Origin of the sequence: Spirosoma profusum (assembly GCF_014699005.1) — a bacterium.
GTDB lineage: Bacteria > Bacteroidota > Bacteroidia > Cytophagales > Spirosomataceae > Spirosoma > Spirosoma profusum.
Map to the genome: position 1 here is coordinate 1 of NZ_JACWZY010000023.1, position 18,872 is coordinate 18,872.

At 49.7% G+C, this 18,872-nt stretch carries 11 protein-coding genes; 6 read left to right on the forward strand and 5 right to left on the reverse strand.

The genetic code is table 11. From position 1 onward, the window contains the following. Positions 1 to 592: 592 nt before the first annotated feature. Both IC229_RS23190 and IC229_RS23195 read left to right on the forward strand, forming a co-directional pair. Positions 593 to 1,819 carry a metallophosphoesterase family protein gene (locus IC229_RS23190; RefSeq protein WP_190889416.1) on the forward strand — a complete coding sequence of 409 codons (1,227 nt, stop codon included), beginning with the start codon at positions 593 to 595 and terminating at the stop codon, positions 1,817 to 1,819. Further along, positions 1,816 to 4,905: an AAA family ATPase gene (locus IC229_RS23195; RefSeq protein WP_190889417.1), complete on the forward strand. Its 3,090-nt coding sequence runs from the start codon at positions 1,816 to 1,818 to the stop codon at positions 4,903 to 4,905. The genes IC229_RS23190 and IC229_RS23195 overlap by 4 nt, the downstream gene beginning before the upstream one ends. Positions 4,906 to 5,054: 149 nt before the next feature. On the opposite strand, the gene IC229_RS23200 is transcribed toward IC229_RS23195, so the two are convergent. After that, complete coding sequence (locus IC229_RS23200) at positions 5,055 to 6,710, reverse strand: FAD-binding dehydrogenase (protein WP_190889418.1); 1,656 nt, start codon at positions 6,708 to 6,710, stop codon at positions 5,055 to 5,057. 559 nt (positions 6,711 to 7,269) lie between these two features. Between IC229_RS23200 and IC229_RS23205 the strand changes: the two genes are divergently transcribed. Beyond that, complete coding sequence (locus tag IC229_RS23205; protein ID WP_190889419.1) at positions 7,270 to 11,262, forward strand: FG-GAP-like repeat-containing protein; 3,993 nt, start codon at positions 7,270 to 7,272, stop codon at positions 11,260 to 11,262. A gap of 171 nt (positions 11,263 to 11,433) precedes the next feature. Here the strand turns inward: IC229_RS23205 and IC229_RS23210 are convergent, their stop codons facing one another. After that, entirely contained in the window at positions 11,434 to 12,354 is a 921-nt protein-coding gene (locus IC229_RS23210) for a sugar phosphate isomerase/epimerase family protein (protein WP_190889420.1), read from the reverse strand. Between the two features lie 287 nt (positions 12,355 to 12,641). On the opposite strand from IC229_RS23210, the gene IC229_RS23215 reads away from it, so the two are divergent. The 3 genes from IC229_RS23215 to IC229_RS23225 all read left to right on the forward strand — a co-directional run bounded on the left by IC229_RS23215 (position 12,642) and on the right by IC229_RS23225 (position 15,819). Beyond that, positions 12,642 to 13,679, forward strand: coding sequence for a Gfo/Idh/MocA family oxidoreductase (locus tag IC229_RS23215; RefSeq protein ID WP_190889421.1), 1,038 nt, complete (start codon positions 12,642 to 12,644; stop codon positions 13,677 to 13,679). An 85-nt stretch (positions 13,680 to 13,764) separates the two neighbouring features. After that, entirely contained in the window at positions 13,765 to 14,529 is a 765-nt protein-coding gene (locus IC229_RS23220; protein WP_190889422.1) for an MBL fold metallo-hydrolase, read from the forward strand. A 66-nt stretch (positions 14,530 to 14,595) separates the two neighbouring features. Next, on the forward strand, positions 14,596 to 15,819 hold the full coding sequence (locus IC229_RS23225; protein WP_190889423.1) for a DUF6786 family protein: 1,224 nt from the start codon (positions 14,596 to 14,598) through the stop codon (positions 15,817 to 15,819). An 18-nt stretch (positions 15,820 to 15,837) separates the two neighbouring features. Here the strand turns inward: IC229_RS23225 and IC229_RS23230 are convergent, their stop codons facing one another. The 3 genes from IC229_RS23230 to IC229_RS23240 form a co-directional block, all read right to left on the reverse strand. After that, entirely contained in the window at positions 15,838 to 17,127 is a 1,290-nt protein-coding gene (locus IC229_RS23230) for a serine hydrolase (protein ID WP_190889424.1), read from the reverse strand. A 211-nt stretch (positions 17,128 to 17,338) separates the two neighbouring features. After that, positions 17,339 to 17,722, reverse strand: a complete 384-nt coding sequence (locus tag IC229_RS23235; RefSeq protein WP_190889425.1) for a DUF3037 domain-containing protein — start codon at positions 17,720 to 17,722, stop codon at positions 17,339 to 17,341. Continuing rightward, positions 17,700 to 18,497, reverse strand: a complete 798-nt coding sequence (locus IC229_RS23240; protein WP_190889426.1) for a HipA family kinase — start codon at positions 18,495 to 18,497, stop codon at positions 17,700 to 17,702. The genes IC229_RS23235 and IC229_RS23240 overlap by 23 nt, the downstream gene beginning before the upstream one ends. Positions 18,498 to 18,872: the final 375 nt, after the last annotated feature.

Here is an 18,872-nt window from a genome sequence, read left to right on the forward strand (position 1 = left end):
CGTTCATCCTGAGCCAGGATCAAACTCTCCATCGTAAATAATTGTGTGTCTAACCTAAATTAAACACGGTGTTTTTAACCGGTTGAGCGAACTCAGTCTCGGTTGTGTGCTTTCCAGTGATATCCCGTTTGTCAAAGAACAAGTTGCCAGGCCCGTTGGCCCAAGCAAGGTGAGAAAAGAGAGCAACTCAAGTGGTCTTGGTTTGTCTTTCTCTCAAAGCGGATGCAAAACTACGTCTTTATTTCCGCTTTGTCAAGTAAATGTGAAAAATAATTTTTCGGTTCACCTGCCCGTTTCAACCAGCTAACCTCTTCACACTGAGCGTGTTAGTGCTTGTTTGTGAATTGGTTTAGTGAATTGGGACTGCAAAGGTAGGGGGTTAAAAAAGGTTTGTCAAGGGGTGGCTGGAAAATAGTTGGCGACCTGCCAAATATTATTTGGTAAGCCCCCAACTATCAATCACTTACAAACTGAAAATTTTTTAAACTTTTTTCGGGCAACTGATAATAGTCCAAATTGTTCGTGCGATGCAGAGGCAATGAGTTATATTGCATCTTTCTTTTGTCTCAATTCTGAGGCAACATATTCGACGATGAAAATTTTACATACCGCTGATTGGCACCTCGGAAAACGGCTTCAGGATTTTGGGCGGCTTCAGGAACAGCGCGACGTATTAGCCGAAATAGTTCAATTAGCCAATCAGGAAGATGTTGATCTGGTGCTGGTGGCTGGTGATTTATTCGATACGTTCAATCCTGATCCGCTGGCTGAAGACTTATTATATAGTACGCTTAAAGATCTCACAGCCGGTGGGCGCCGAACCGTTGTGGCGATTGCAGGAAATCATGACAATCCTGATCGCATCGAAGCGCAGGACCATTTCGGCCGGGAGTGCGGAATTATTTTTGCTGGCTTTCCAAAAACAGAGGTCAAATCTCACGCGCTTAGCTGTGAAGCGAAATTACTACGTTCGGCGCCAGGCTTCATTGAATTACAACTACCCAGACACACTGCACCGGTACGTATCATTCTGACCCCTTACGCTAACGAAACCCGTATGCGTTCGTATTTCGGCACAACGAGTCTCGATGATGAACTTCGGCAAAGTTTACGTGGGCATTGGGAAACGCTGGCCGATACGTATATGGACAAAGAAGGTATTAATCTGCTGATGGCTCATTTGTTCGTGATGAAACGTGGTGGAGAGCAGCCCGAAGAGTCGGACGATGAACGTAGCATTTTGCAGGTTGGTGGAGCCTCGGTCGTTTATACCGATATGATTCCGCCCCAGGTTCAGTACGTAGCGTTGGGGCATCTGCATCGATATCAGGAAATGGCGGGCGGCCCTTGTCCTGTACTATATAGTAGCAGCCCGCTGGCGTATAGCTTTGCGGAGGCCGATCAGCAGAAATACGTAATGCTGATCGATGCTCAGCCCCAAAAGGACGTAACGGTTACGCCAATTCCTTTAAAAACAGGGAAACGGTTGTTACGTCCTCGGTTCAAGCGCGTCGAAGAAGCTGTAGATTGGTTAGAACAGAATCCGAACTGCTACGCCGAAATTACAATGCAAACCACTACGTATTTAACCAGCGAAGAACGGCGGCAGCTTCAGCAGGCGCATGAATCGTTGGTGACCATCATTCCTGACGTACGGGATTTGGAAGATGAAGTCGAAGAAACAGCGCCCACTATCGACCTCACCCAAAGTATGGAAACGCTGTTTACGAACTACTTCAAAAATCGGAACAAAGGGCAGCAACCCAACGAACGGCTCCAGCAATTATTTAAAGAGATTTTAGCAACAGATCCTGAATGATACCCATTAAACTGTCGATTCAAGGGCTTTATTCGTACCAGGAATTACAGGAAATTGATTTTCAGCGCCTTATCGGTGCAAGTGTGTTTGGCATTTTCGGGAAAGTGGGGAGCGGAAAAACCTCACTACTCGAAGCGATTAGCTTTGCTCTGTACGGTGAAACGGAGCGACTTAACAGCCGCGACAACCGTCAATACAACATGATGAACCTGAAATCGAAGCACTTACGTATCGATTTCGAATTTCAGGCAGGTCCCGATCAAGACCAGTATAAGTTTATCTACGAAGCCAAACGGCATCCCAAGAAACACCATGAAATAGCTACCGGCGAACGACGAATGTTTATCCGGCAGGAAAACGACTGGCATCCCATCGGTACTGAAAAAGAAGATGTCGGCATACTTTCGAAGCAGATTCTGGGGCTGGATTACGAGAATTTCAAACGGACGATTATCATTCCGCAGAATCAATTTCGGGAATTTCTGGAGCTTAGTCCCGTTGAACGTACCAGAATGATGAACCAGCTTTTTAAGCTGGACCAGTACGATTTAGCAGCCCGCGCGGCCAAACTGAGCAAAGTCAACGACGACCAACTGGCCGAGTTACGTGGTTTACTATCTCCCCTTGCCAACGTAACGCCGGAAGCCATCGACGCAGCAAAGGCCAATCTGGAAGTGATTCATGAGCAGATACGTAGTACTTCTGGGCAAATCGCTGAACTCGAACCTGCTGAGCAGCAATTACTTCATCTTCAAAAACAGCATAATTCGCTTCTATGGGCGCGTGAAGAATTGACCCAGTGGCTGGAACAGGAACCAACGTTTCGCAAAATCCAGCGCGACATCGATCAATATGAACAATGCCGACTGGTTTTTCAGCAGGATTTTGCCACGCTCGACAAATTGCAAAATCGACGTAGTGAATTAGCTGCGTCAACAAAGCAGACCCAAAATCGGCTTGATACTATCACTCAGAAACTTCCTGTGCTGCTGAAAGCGTATAATACGGCCAAAGATGCGTATGAAAATCGGGGATTGATTCTGAAGCAGATTGATGAACTGGACACGGTTCAAAACATCAGGACGGTACAGGGGTCGCTGGAACAACTAACCCGAAATCAACTACTTCTGGAGCAAAGAAGTCTGCAACAAAAATACCAGATCGACCAGCTCAAAGCTGACCGTAAAAATCACCAGTCAGTGGTTGATACGTTGGCTAAGGAGGAATCGAAACTGGAACAATTGTATAAAGTGCAGACCTGGTTTGGTACGTATAAACCACTGAAAAAACAGGCGGATGGTTTGAAGGAACAACTCGATCAGCACGATACGAAAGTGGCTCTGTTGAAACAACGTAAAGATGATTCCCTGATAGGATTTCCGCCTGAATGGGCGTCGCTGACGCTGAAGACGTTGCCTCCGTACATCGAACAGGAACTTGATCGATTAAAAACAATTCAGGAACAACGGCAGTCGACTCATCAGGAAACGTTGTTGAAGCACGAACTGCAACGATACGCTCAGAACCTGGTCGATGGAACGCCCTGCCCGCTTTGTGGGTCAGCACATCACCCGGCCAAGCACAGCAACAATTCAAACGAAATTGACGTAGCAAAGAGTGAAGAATTGCTGAAGAACGTCCGGCAACGTATCGACGAAACCACTACGTTACGTTTGACTATCAAAGGTTTAGAAGCCGAACTACGTACTGTATTGGATAACGGTAAACAGTTGACCAACGAACGTAGCAACGTAGTACAGCAACTCACCACACACGAAGATCTCTTTGTTTGGCCAGAATTTTCAGTAGATCAGGAACAGAACGTAACGGACGCTATTCAGCAGGAAAGTCAATCGCAGAAGCAGCTTCAGGATGCACGTAACGCGGTTCAGGAGTGCAATCGGCAAATCGATGACGCCGAAACGTCACTGGAACAGTTAAGTGATACGTTAACAAAAGCCAACACAGACATTGCTGGTTCGAAGGCGCAACTCGAATTACACGTAGCATCGCTACAACATTATAAACTGACCGACGTAGCATCCTGGAATCTGAGTCAGATTGACGATGTCCGCGAACAGTTAGACCAGTTATTTCACCAGACCAAAACCGATTTCGACGAGGCCGAGAAAGGACGTAGCGACGCCGAAAAAGAACAGGCAATTTTACAAGAGCAGATTCAACAACTGGAAAAACAGTCATCTAGCCTCACAGATGATATAAACATCATCGAAAAAACGATTGCGCATCATCTAAACGATAATGAGTTGACGCGTGAGCAGGTTGAGCAGTTGTTACGTAGCAATCTGAACGTTGAACAGGAAAAGCAACGTATCACTGAGTATGAGGACAAACTACGTAGTTTTCAAAAACTGGTAGCTGATTTAGAGGTCGAACTAGCCAATCAGGTGTTTGATGCCGATGCCCTAACTGCCATACAGGAGCAACTACAAGCACTCCGCGACCAAAAAGATGCACTGAACAAAGACCTTGGCAAGGCGGGAAATATCGTGGCTACGCTTGAGCAGCAGTATGTTGATAAACAGGCTCATCAGAAACGACACGATGAGCTGGATTTGCGTCGGCAGGATTTAAAGAAAATGGACGAACTGTTTCGGGCGCAGGGTTTTGTTAACTACGTATCGGCGGTTTATCTGAAAAATCTTTGTGAATCGGCGAATGAACGCTTTTTCAAATTAACGAACAACCAGTTAAAACTTGAATTAGACGATAAGAACAACTTTCTGGTACGTGATTACCTCAACGGTGGCGAGGTTCGGAGTGTAAAAACACTGTCGGGTGGACAGACTTTCCAGGCGGCTCTATCGCTGGCTTTAGCTCTATCTGATAACATTCAGCATCTGACCAAAGCTAAACAAAACCTGTTTTTCCTGGACGAAGGCTTTGGCACGCTCGATAAAGATTCTCTGCAAACGGTTTTCAAAACTCTGAAAGCGCTACGTTCCGAAAACCGAGTCGTGGGTATCATTTCGCACGTGGAGGAGTTGCAGCAGGAAGTTGATACGTACATCCGCGCCGAAGCCTCCGAAAACGGCAGCCGTATTATAGGGAGTTGGGAGGAATAAAGGTCATTTATACCTCGGGAAATAGCTTATGAGTGAGCGTTTTTGTCATGCTGACGGAGGAAGCATCTTAAGCTTTCCAAACGAGCTAATAAGGAAAGCTTAAGATGCTTCCTCCGTCAGCATGACAAAAACGCGTTCGGATGAAAACTTTAAACCGCTTCTGCCGCAGCTCGACCTGCTACGCGACCGGAGAAGATGCAGCCTCCTAAAAATGTTCCTTCCAGTGCTCGATATCCGTGCATTCCGCCCCCACCAAAACCAGCTACTTCTCCCGCAGCATATAGGCCGGAAATGGGTTCACCATTAGCTCCCAAAACGCGAGCCGAAAGGTCAGTTTGCAGACCGCCCAGCGTTTTGCGGGTTAGAATATGCAGCCGGACAGCAATCAGTGGCCCTGCTTTAGGATCGAGAATGGGATGCGGTTTGGCCGTTCGGATAAGTCGGTCGCCGAGGTAGTTGCGTGCCCCGCGTATGGCCGTAATTTGAGCGTCTTTGCAGAATGGATTGAGTAATTGGCGGTCGCGGGCTACGATTTCACGTTCTAACGTAGCGAGGTCGATGAGCGGTTCGCCGACCAGCTCGTTCATACCCGCAACGAGGTTAGCCAGGTTATTTTTTATGATAAAATCGGCACCATTTTGCTTGAACGCTTCGACAGGGGCTGGTGCATTTTTTCCGACTGCCCGGCCCATCACCTGACGCCAGCTTTTGCCCGTCAAATCTGGATTTTGCTCAGAACCTGAAAGAGCAAATTCTTTACGAATAATACTCTGATTCAGAACAAACCAGGAATAATCGTAACCCGTTTTTCGAAGATGTTCAAGCGTTCCCAACGTATCGAAACCCGGAAATAAGGGTACTGGTAGTCGGTTACCTCGCGCATCGAACCACATCGACGAAGGACCGGGCAGAATACGAATGCCGTGATGCTGCCAAATGGGTGCCCAGTTCTGAATACCTTCGGTATAATGCCACATCCGGTCGCGGTTGATCAGATTAGCTCCGGCGTTTTCGGATATTCCCAGCATGCGCCCATCCACATGTTCGGGAACACCCGACAGCATGTGTTTGGGCGGCTCTCCCAGTCGGCTTGGCCAGTTCTGACGTACCAGTTCATGATTGGCACCAATCCCTCCCGACGTAACGATAACGGCCTGAGCACGTAGCATAAACGTTCCGACAGCAATTCGGGAGCTACGTTCTCCGCGCATTACGTTGCTCGGCTCCAGAATATCGCCCTGAATTCCTTCAACAACGCCGTTCGTTGTTATCAATTCATTGACACGGTGGCGAAATTTCAACGTAATCAATCCTTTCTTAACGGCTTCCCGAACACGAAACTCAAACGGAGCCAGCACGCCCGGCCCGGTGCCCCACGTAACATGAAAGCGCGGAACCGAATTACCATGTCCAATAGCTCCGTAGCCACCCCGCTCGGCCCAACCTACAATTGGAAAGAAACGAACGCCCTGCTGATGGAGCCAGCTACGTTTCTCGCCAGCCGCAAATGATACGTAGGCTTCCGCCCATTTTCGAGGCCAGTAATCTTCAGGACGGTCGAAGGCGGCTGTTCCCATCCAATCGGCCAGAGCGAGGTCGTAGGAGTCACGGATTTTCAGCCGACGCTGCTCCGGTGTATTAACAAGAAACAACCCTCCGAACGACCAGAATGCCTGCCCACCCAGATTTTGCTCTGGTTCCTGATCAACCACGATGACACGTTTGCCCGCATCGGCCAGTTCAGCAGCAGCTACCAAACCGGCCAGACCAGCCCCAACAATAAGAACATCGGTATTGGTTTGCATAAACAATTGGCTTAGGACCTGAAAGTTATAAAAGTAATTTCGGGGACTTCATTTACCATTTGATACGTAGCACTGGAAAAAGTATTTCGTAAAATTGGGCTGCTTTGAGAAACAGAACGCAACACCATCTCCGATGAAATATTTGTTCGGCTTAGGAATACTGCTGCTGGGGATTGCTGGATTCATCCATACGCCATCGTTGCCAGATACTAACTGGGCCGAAGATCAACGCAGGCTATCACTGTGTATCAAGGCTGAACACCTTTGTTGAGGCAGCCCCGTCGTGTGTGGGATGCCGTTGATAATCGACGGTTAGCGAATCGGTCAATAAATTGTCGTTCCCATGTAAAGCCTGTCTATTTACAATAGTGCAACGAAGCGCTTTAGAAAGCGAATGAGGAGGTTGCGGATGTAGTCGTTGAGTGACTTAGAAGTTCCCATAAAATCACTTGTGCTACGTAAACAGCCATTCATGTTAGTTAACTCCGAGTTCATATCAATTTAACATGCAAAGGCCTGACTTATAGATACCTTAGGAGCTTAACCAAATATTTTTTTTATGCTCCAGCTCTCCTCCTTTTATCCAAAAACCAGAGACAAATTTACTTCAGAATCCTTCCACGAATCTTATCAATTCACCGACCCTCGAAGCTTACCAACTCTTGCCCGATGGGGGTTGCTACTTGTTTTACTGACCGGGCTGAGTGGCCGGGCCGTGGCGCAATGTTTTCAAACAACTACCAACTATGCTACAGGCTTTAGTCCCAGATCGGTGGCAGTGGGTGACTTTAATAGCGATGGAAAAGTAGATCTGGCTGTGTCGAATTTTAACAGCAATAACGTATCGGTACTACTGGGCGATGGTCTGGGAGGCTTTGGCACCCCAACCAACTTCGCCACGCAAACTGGTCCCCAATCGGTGGCGGTGGGTGACGTCAACGCCGATGGAAAACTTGACCTGGTTATAGCAAATCTTAACAGCAATACTATATCCGTGCTGCTTGGCGATGGAGCAGGCAACTTTGCTTCCTCAACCAACTTTGCCACGGGAATCAGCCCAACCTGGGTGGTAGTGGGCGACGTTAATACCGATGGAAAAGTCGACCTGGTTGTGGCCAATGCTGGCTCCAACAACGTATCGGTGCTGCTTGGAGACGGTGCAGGGAGCTTTAGTCCTCCAACCAACTTTGCCACGGGAACCAACCCCCAATCGGTAGCGATGAGCGACGTCAACGCCGATGGTAAAGTCGACTTAGTCATCGCTAATCTTTTCCCTAATAACGTATCGGTCCTACTTGGCGACGGGGCAGGGAGCTTTGGCACCCAAACCAACTTTGCTGCTGGAACCGGCACCTTTTCGGTAGCGGTGAGCGATGTCAATGGTGACGGAAAAGCTGACCTGGTTACCGCGAATAGAAACGCAAACACGGTGTCTATACTGCTGGGCAATGGCGACGGGAGCTTTAGCCCCAAAACCGACTTTGCTACGGGGACTAATCCCTATACGGTAGCGGTGAGCGACATCAATGCCGATGGCAAACTTGACCTGGTTACTGCGAATAGGAACAGTAGCAGTGCATCGGCACTACTGGGCGATGGGCTGGGCAACTTTGGTCCCCCAACTAACTATGCTACGGGAACTGGCTCCTGGTTTGTGACGGTGGGCGACGTCAATACTGATGGTAAAGTCGACCTGATTACCGCGAATAATAACAGCAACGATATATCGGTCCTGTTGAACTGCACCGTTACGTCGCTGAGCCTAATCACTTCGGCTACGCCTAATCCAGTTTGTGCGGGCACCTCCACCGCGCTGATAGTCACTGCATTCGGCGGCACCGCACCCTACTCTTATACATGGGCTGCCCCGGCGGGTATCACTCTTTCGGCTACGTCTACCAGCGCGGTCTCGGCCAGTGTCGACGCAGGTCTTAGCGGCCCCCAAACGCTCACCGTTACGGTTGCCGCAGCGGGTGGTTCGCCGGTGAGCACCAGTCTGGTCAGCCTGACGGTCAACGCAGCGCCCACGGTGAGCATCAGTCCTGGCAGCGTTACGTTAACCTGCGCCAGTCCAACGGCGAGCCTGATGGCAGGAGGTAGTGGAACGTATCAGTGGACGGACGGAACTACTACCCAAAGCATCAGCGCTACCTCAACAGGCACGTACTCCGTTACGTTGACAGACGGGAATGGCTGTACCGCTACCGCTTCCGCTCAAGTCTTCCAGGACAACGCCCCACCTACAGTGAGCATCAGCCCATCCAGTGCTACGTTGACCTGCGCCAGTCCAACCGCGAGTTTAACAGCAATCGGTACGGGCACGTATCAATGGAGTACCGGCGCCACTACACAAGTCATCAGCGTTACGTCAGCAACTACGTATTCCGTTACGTTGACGGGGGCGAACGGCTGCACCGCCACGGCATCAGCTCAGGTTTTCCAGAACAATACGGTGCCTGCGGTGAACATTAATCCAACCAGCGCTACGTTGACTTGCACAACGCCCACCGTAAGCCTGAGTGCGGTGGGCAGCGGTACGTATCGCTGGAGTACGGGAGCCACTACGTCGACTATCTCGGTGACGGCGGCTGATACGTATTCGGTCACACTTACCGGTGCTAATGGCTGTTCCCGCACGGCGTCAGTAGTGGTTAGTCAGGATAAAAATCCACCGGCGGTCAGTATTACGCCCAACTCCGCTACGTTAACCTGTGCCAGCCCATCGGTAAGTTTGTCGGCGGTGGGAACAGGGACTGTGCTCTGGAGTACCGGCTCGACCAGCCGCGTGATTTCGGTGAGTTTGACCGGCGATTATACCGTGGCGCTGAAAGGCACAAATGGCTGTCAGGCGATGGCTACCGTTACGGTTAGTCAGGATAAAAACGCGCCCTCGGTCAGCATCAACCCGGCTAGCGCTACGTTGAGTTGTGCTAGCCCGATGGTCAGTCTGAGTGCGGTTGGAACCGGTACGTATCGCTGGAGCACGGGTGCTACGACGTCGGTGATTTCGGTGACGGCGGCTGCTACGTATTCGGTAACTCTTACTGGCAGTAATGGTTGTACGGCCGTAGCGAGCCGAACTGTCGGTGGGAACACCACGCTGGCGGCCCCCACGTTGCAGGCCAGTGCTACGTCCACCACCAACCAGCCCATCTCGGTCACAGCCAGTGGCTGCTCAGGCACCATTAGCTGGCAGGCGCAGGGTGGCGCGGGTACGGCCAATGGCAGCATCTACACCGTTACGCAGCCCGGTAGCTACACCCTGTCGGCGACCTGTAGTCTGAATTCCTGCACCAGCGCTCCCGCTTCGGTAACGCTCCTCATTCAGCCGGCGCCCATTGCCAATCTGAAAGTCTTCCATCAGGACGTCGACAATAACCAGACGCAGAACAACACCATCAAGCCCTACCTGCAAGTACAGAATGATGGATCTTCACCCGTTCCGTATAGCGAAATCACCATTCGCTACTGGCTGACGGTAGAGCAGTTTTCCCCCATGACGAACCTGTCCGTGTATTGGGCGCAGTTGGGCACCGATAAGGTGAAGATGAAATACGTCGAACTGTCGCAGCCTCGCCAGGGAGCGCTGGGCTATATCGAGTATAGCTTTCTGCCTACAGCGGGTAATCTGGCGGCTGGTCAGAATTCAGGGCCTATTCAGAATGGAATCGGGAAGCAGGACTGGACCAATTTCAACGAAAGCGATGATTATTCGTATGCCAACAATGCGAACTACGTAGCGAATTCCCGCATCACCGCTTATCGCAACGGGACGCTAGTCTGGGGTACAGAACCGAACGTAGTAAACCCGATACAGAGTTTGAAAATCTATACGGAGAACAAAAACGGCCCTTCGACCAACACGATCAATACGTACCTGCAACTACGTAACGAAGGCAACGTAGGGGTCAATTACGCCGACATTAAGGTGCGCTACTACTTCACCTCTGAGGGCATGCAACCACTGAATTTCTACCTGGACAACGCTCAGTTAGGAAGTGCCAATGTGAAAGGGCAGATCGTTCGGATCAGTCCGCCATTAGCCAATGCCGATACGTATCTGGAATTGAGCGTAATAAATCTGCCCAAGTTGTATCCACTGACCAGTACGGGCAATATTGAGTACCGGATTGCCAAACAGGACTGGAGTCAGTTCAACCAGAGCAACGACTACTCGTATCTGAACGGCACCAACCCGATGGCGGTCAATAATCGGGTGGTGGTGTACGTAGGAGGGGTTCGGGTGTGGGGCACAGAACCCGGTGCATCGGCCCGTGAGGGAGTGGATGAACCAAGCTCTCCATTAAACGTAGTCGTGCTAGGCAATCCGGTGGTTGGCGAAACGGCCGAGCTTGACGTGCGGGGTGCTGAAGGGCAATCACTACAGCTTGAGTTGACAGACTCGCAGGGTCGTCGGCTGTACCAGCATGCTGTTACGTCTGCCTCGTCAGTAGAGCGGATTTCGATTCCGGTAGGCTCAACGCCGGGGTTACGGTTTGTACAGGTGCGTACGGGTGCTCGCCAACAGACGGTGAAATTACTCAAACGTTAAAGCTAACGTTAATAATTTGTAGCGATTTTTTGTCATCCTGACGCAGGAAGGATCTTAAGGCTCCCTTACTGGAATGCTAAGAGGCCTTAAGATCCTTCCTGCGTCAGGATGACAAAAAATCACTCAGTAAGACACTACTAATCAATAGCCTGATTTAATGTGATTAATTAATTAATCGGCCGCTTCCATCGCTTTTTTCACTTTGTCATAAAAAACCGTCACTTTCTCTTTCGGATCGCCTTTACCCAGCGTTTCGATGGGTAAGTAGCCCCGATAGTGCGATTCGCGTACAATACGTATCACTTTGGTCAAATCCGTAGTTACTTCCTGACCATCCATAAACATTTTTTCTTTAATCTGCCACGTAGCGGCATGAGGTGCCACACGGGCGATCTGCGCGTAGGGGTCACCAATTTTAAAGCTGCCTATGTCCAGATTGACGGCCAACCAGTCAGATTTGACACGTTGTATAATTTCCAGTACGTGGTCAGCCGTCTGAATAAAATCGGCGTGATTCTGCAACACAATTAGCACGCCTTGTTTCGCGGCATAATCGGCACATTCACGTAGCGCATCGACAACCCAGTTTGTCACCTCGACGCGGTTATAACCCGCTGGCAATTCCTTACCCGTCCCGGCAAAAACCCGGATAACTGGTGCGCCCAGTCGAGCCGCTACGTCGGTCCATTTCCTGACCAATTCAATCTCCATTTTTCGTCTGCCAGCGTCGGGTAAAGTAAAATCGTTACGTACTCCCGTACCACTAATGTCGAGTCCCAGCCGAAACGCTTTTCGTTTTATTCGATAGAGGTAGTCGTTGTCAGGCGGAGTTGGATAATTTGGGAAATAATATCCGGTTGGATCAACAGCGTCGAAACCAAGTTCAGCGCAAAAAGTCAGTACGTCCTCAAGGCTCATCTGACGACTCATGAGCGGCTCGTTGAATGAATAGAGGTTACAGCTCAATCGAACATGACTCGTTTGCTTAGTCCCAACTTCTCTGGCCAACGTTGTTTCTGCTGAAGTCACGAGCGGCACACTAGCTAGTGCTGTTTTTAGAAAAGCTCTTCGATTGGAGGAACGAGGGTTCATAAGGCTAAACCGAATAGGGTAAGACGACTACTAGAAAAGCCCTGAACTGCAATCGACTACTATGAAATTTAGCAGTTTGTCATGCTGACGAAGCCGGGCCGCCGGAGCGGAAGCACCTTAAAGTATCCTAACCTGAGGTCGAAGAAGCCTTAAGATGCTTCCGCTCCGGCGGCCCGGCTTCGTCAGCATGACAAAAATGGCGCATAAAGAAAAGTTTAAACAGGTTCCGTACGTATCGGTAGATTCATGGGGCCGAACCATTTATAATGACAAAACAGTACGTTCCTATGGCTAAAGTTGTTCAGGTTGGCATAATTGGATTTGGGTTGTCGGGTCGGTATTTTCATACGCCGTTTTTGTCGGTGAATCCACGTTTTCAATTGGCGAAAATTGCCAGCAGTCGCCCCGAAGCCGTTCGGGATTTTGATACGTCGATTGGGTGGGTGGCGACGCCCGAAGAATTGTTTGCCGACCCGGAAATCGACCTTGTGTTTGTGTGTTCGCCCAACGAAACCCACGTAGCGTATGCCCGGCAAGCGCTGGAACACGGTAAAAACGTAGTGATCGAAAAACCGTTTGCGCTTTCGGAACAGGAAGCCATCCAACTTCTTGACGTAGCACAACAGAATAACCTTCTAGCGACGGCCTACCAGAATCGCCGTTGGGATTCCGATTTCCTGACCATAAAACGCTTGCTGGATGAAGGTGCGCTCGGAACGCTAATCGACTATGAATGCCGGTATGACCGCTTTTCGCCCGTAAATCTGCAAGCTCATAGCTGGAAAGAACAACCGGCAGTTGGGCGAGGGAATCTGTACAACCTAGGCCCTCACCTGCTCGACCAGGCCCTGCACCTTTTTGGCAGACCTGACTCCGTTCAGGCGAGTGTACGTATCATGCGACCGGGTAGTCAGGTACATGATTATTTCGACATCAAACTAGGTTACAGCGACAAAATTGTTCGGCTCGAATCGAATCTGATGATGTATCAGAATCAGCTTCGGTATAGTTTGCACGGCACCGAAGGTTCGTTCATCAAAGGCGGGTTAGATCCTCAGGAAGAGCGACTACGGCAGAACCTATTACCGAATCTGCCTGATTGGGGCACCGAACCCGAAGACCGTTGGGGAACGCTTTACCGAAACGGCGGCCCAGAACGTATCGAAAGCCTGCCGGGTAACTACATGCCGTTCTACGATAATCTGTACGACGTAATTGTAAACGGAGCCACTCCCAACGTAACACCTGCCGACATTCAGCAACTGGCCCGCGTCATTGATCTCGCCCTGGAAAGTAGCCGCACCGGACGAGTCATACCGTTTTAACGTAGCAGTTTTCGGCGAAAACAGGCAAATTTGCGAACTGGATATGGACAGATTACGGGTGAAAATTCGTTAATTTGTTAGCATCATGTCTTTATTTATTACCTCTTTAAATTCCGGCAGCAATGGCAACTGTTACTACGTTGGTAACGAGCAGGAAGCCGTTTTAATTGACGCTGGTATCTCTTGCCGGGAAACCGAAAACCGGATGCGCCGACTGGGTTTGTCGCTCCAGAATGTCAAAGCCATTTTTGTTTCGCACGAACACAGCGACCACATCAGCGGCATCACGCAACTTGCCAGGAAATACAAACTCCCGGTATTTATTACGCCCCAAACACTGCGTAAGTCACGCCTGGAAGAACGAGGATTTCTGTTTCGGGCGCTACGTGCCTATGAGCCGATTGAGGTGGGCGATCTGCGCATTACGGCTTTCCCGAAATACCACGATGCAGCCGATCCACATAGTTTTGTGGTCAGTGGTGGCGGAGTAAATATTGGCGTATTCACCGACATCGGCGAAGTCTGTGAACACGTAATACGACATTTTAGCCAGTGCCACGCAGCTTTTCTGGAAGCCAATTACGACGAAGATATGCTGGAGCGCGGTCGTTACCCGTACTTCCTGAAACAACGGATTCGGGGTGGCAAAGGGCACCTGTCAAACCAGCAGGCGCTCGCGTTATTTCAAACGCATAAGCCGTCGTTCATGAGCCACGTTTTCCTGTCGCACATGTCGAAGGATAACAACTGTCCGGATCTGACACGGGATTTATTTAAACCTCATCTGGCTGACACGCAATTGATTGTGGCGTCGCGCTTTGCCGAAACCCCAGTTTATACCATCGCTTGACCTTCGGCGTATTAATTGGTTTCTTTGCCGCACGTAACGCAATTCCGGTAAACCAACGTAACGTCCATGAGAACAACTTTATGGCTCCTCTCTTTTTGTCTGATAGGCGCTTGCACAACCAGTTCTAAAACCGAGAACACCAGCATGGAAACCCCCGAAAAAGGTACGTTCGGCTACGATCTTGACTTCCTTCAGAAACGCGATCACGACGTAGCAGTACTTTCCAGCGACGATAGTACGTCTCAGGTCATTGTTTCGGCTAAATATCAGGGCAAAGTCTTTACGTCTACCGCCGACGGGATGTCAGGAAGGAGTTTCGGATGGGTTCATTATAAGGCATTTGACGGCCAACCCGACGCGCACATGAACGCGTACGGAGGTGAAAATCGGTTGTGGCTGGGGCCGGAGGGCGCACAATATTCCCTGTTTTTCAAGCCGGGAGCGAAAATGGAGTTTGAGCAGTGGCATACACCACCCGCCTTCGATACTGAGCCGTGGCATGTTACGTCGAAAACGGCGCAGTCGGTGGTGATGGACAAGGATATGATATTGACGAATTACGCCGGTACTACGTTGCAGCTTAAAATCGACCGGAGTGTTACGTTGCTAAGTCGGGAAGAAGCCGCCAGTCGGCTCAATACGTCCTTAGCGAACAACGTGAAACTGGTTGGTTATCAGACCGACAACAGCATTACTAATTCAGGCTCCACAGCGTGGACGCCGAAAACGGGCGCTCCCTGCCTGTGGATGCTCGATATGTTCGTTCCATCGCCCGGCGTTACCATCGTGATTCCTTATGAAGAACAGGCAACGGGCAACGTAGCGACTACGGACTATTTCGGCCAAATTCCACCTGATCGCGTTACGTACAAAAACGGAGTTCTTTACTTCAAAGCCGATGGCAAAAGTCGTGGGAAACTCGGTATCCCGCCAAAACGGGCCAAACCCATAGCCGGCAGTTACGACGCCGACAACAACGTACTGACGCTAACCCTGTTCGACGTCGACAAAAACGCTACGTATCTCAATCAGGAATGGAAACTCGTACCCGATCCGCTAAAAGGTGACGTCGTTAACGCTTACAACGATGGTCCGCTGGCCGATGGTAGTCAGATGGGGCCGTTTTATGAAATCGAAAGCGTATCGCCCGCAGCATTTCTGAAACCGGCCGAAAAACTGACCCACAAACACGCCGTTTTCCACTTCACAGGTGAAAAATCGCAACTGGATGCTATTGCTCAGAAAACGTTGGGGGTATCACTGGATACTATTCAGAAGGCGTTGAAGTAGCCGGGCTGGCGTAAGTCTTCAATTATCAACATCCTTCACAACAGGGCGATTGTCATCACGCCGTTTTTCGTAGTTAATTTTAAAAGCGCTCAGATCAGGGATTTGCTTTCGTGGACGTTTCAAGTCGTACTGGTAAATTGTCTGGCCGAGCTGGTATAGAAACGGGTGGCCCACCCTATCGTATTCGTATTTATCGTCGTTCAGAATACCGTCGTTGTTGACGTACAACGTAGCAGATAGCATGTATTCTACCTTATTCGTGAAATCCACTACGTAAGAAGCGTCTGTCAGGAAGCCATACGCCCAGCCCACTTTGTTGAATACCCGAACACCCGCTGGCATCTGGTGGTGCAGGCTGTCCATGAAGAAAAACTTGACGTAGCTGTCGTAATACTGTTTCGTATCGTATTTCGGATAATTCGTCTCACCAGGATATTGCGATAAGTATTGGTACAGAAACCGATAATCATCCCGCGTCAAATTAAAACGCTGCTTCTCAAGTACCGACATCGGAAACATCGTCGAACGTAGCAACTGGTGCAGGGCTTCAAGAGGAAGTTTGTTACGTTCCGTGAAATCAAACGGCTTATTCACCAGACTATCTTTCGCGTAATAGCCTTTGCCTAGTTTGGCCACGCGACTAAAATCGAAGGGGTCCTGATTATAGGCGGCAGGTTGCGCGTAAATTAGTTGTCCGTTATCATCTAAAAATCGGACTGGATTCGTGTGTCGATTTTCATCGGCGGTCATGCGCACGAATCGATGCGTGATACGTGTATCCAGGTAGCCCATTGCGTGCAATGACCGATTAATTTCACCCTGCCCGACAAACTCGTACATCCGGCTGTACGGGTCATTTTCACTCACTAAAAACGCTTTTCGAATGAAATGCGCCAACGATGGATAACCGCTTTGGGCAGTAGGATCTTTCCACTCTTTCGTCTGAGCGCTGTAGGCACTATCAATTTGAAGGGTTGTAAATTTTGTCAGCTTCGGATTTTTCAGACGGTTTAATTTGTCGAGCGACAGTAGTGCTAACGGCAGTTTGACGGTTGAAGCAGGATTGAAATACTCGGTGCTGTCGACCCGAAAATAATAGTTCGTGAACGTTGGCTTGTTGTTCTTATCCCGGTCGATACGTGTGTAGATAATTTGCAGTCGGTGGGCATCTGCGTTTTTCAATACGTTCTGAAAAACAGGATTTTTATTACTGGCGAAAAGCTGTTTTAAAAATGCATCGGTTCGGGGTTGGGCGTGACAGATGGTGGTGCTGACGGAAAAAAGTAGTGCAAGGTATTTGAACGGCATGTGATGAAGTGGTTATTTTTATACCTGTTTTTATCGCAAAGAGCGTGTTTTTTGTCATTCTGACCGGGCCGCCGGAGCGGGCACGAAGAATCTTAAGGCATCCTGACTTTAGTGTTTGGAAACGTTAAGATTCTTCGTGCCCGCTCCGGCGGCCCGGTCAGAATGACAAAAAAACCATTTGGGGCCTGTTTTCAAAAGCTTAAACAAGTTCTTATTGAACCAATTGCGCGAACAAGTGCTCTAACGTTTCGCGGGCGTCGGAGCATAGGCCGGGATGCACGGGCGACGCTTGTACGACGGTGCTACGTGTCGAAGTAAGCCAGCGGAACCGTTCAGCAATAGAGAGTTTCCCAATGGGGCCACCTTCTTTTTTACCAGCACAGATACGCTCAAAAGCGCCAAGCCGTTCCCGCAATTCGTCGATGTCAATTTCTGCCGAGAATGCCCGCAACCGATCTTCGTTCAGCGACCACATTGTCTGCAAAAATCCCTGTGACCGGCAGTACAAAATCACGCCCACATTCATAAATTCCTGCCGTTCGACGCAGGGCACGACCCGGATAACGGCGTACTCAAACAAGTGCTTCTCTGGCATGCTTCGCTTCGTTGACAAAAATTTCTGATGAGGCCAGTCGCTCTGTTAAAAACTGAGCATACACCGCTCGCTGGTCCGTTGCTGATTCCGTAGCTCCATTATTCAGAAGCCAATTGTCGGGTACCAACGACACAATTTCCTGAATACGTTCCGACGTAAGACCCTGGCGGAATTCAGCATCTACGGCATCGAGTTCGGTCGCTTGCGGAAGTAATACGTGGTCTTTGATCTGGGCAAAGGGTCGTCGGGGCTGCTCGGGCCAGTTCGGGCCGGTGTGATGAACGTAAAGCGCAGCTCCGTGGTCGATGAGCCACAATTCCTTGTGCCACATGAGCATATTCGTGTTACGTGCCGTCCGGTCTACGTTCATCACAAACGCATCGAGCCAGACGATTTGCGAGGCCAGCCGGGGAGTGAGGTCGTTGAGAATCGGGTCGAACGTAATGGCTCCCGATAGGTAATGCAGACCAAGATTCAGCCCTTCGCTGGCACGTAGCAAATCCTGAATTTCTTCGTCGGGCTCAGTACGTCCGAACGCTTCATCGAGCTTGACAAACACGAGTTCGGGTACCCGCACTCCGAGCGCACGTGCGATTTCGCCCGCAATCAGTTCGGCAATGAGCGCTTTGGTACCCTGACCTGCGCCCCGAAATTTCAGTACATACAGAAAATCGTCATCGGCCTCCACAATGGCAGGCAGTGAGCCTCCTTCGCGAAGTGGCGTTACGTAACGTACTACGTTGACGGTTCGAAGTTGAAGCGGATTATCTACCACAGAAATACAAAGTCCGATACGTAATCAAATCGACTACTATCGGAAGAATAGTATCCGGGAAATTTAGAACTAAATTTTGAGGATAAGTTAAAAATGGGCGGTTTTGTCATTCTGACCGGGCCGCCGGAGCGGGCACGGAGAATCGTAACGTTTCCAAACCTGATAATCATGATACATTACGATTCTCCGTGCCCGCTCCGGCGGCCCGGTCAGAATGACAAAAATAGCTGCTGATGAAAAGTTAAAGTAAGACCTTCGGCAAGGCAATTTCCGGCAATTACCAATCTATTTCCACCAGTTATTAACTCTGCCAAATAGCCAAGAAAGACCCGTATACTTTTGTAGTATTCAATTCCTTACAAAAACAAATACTAA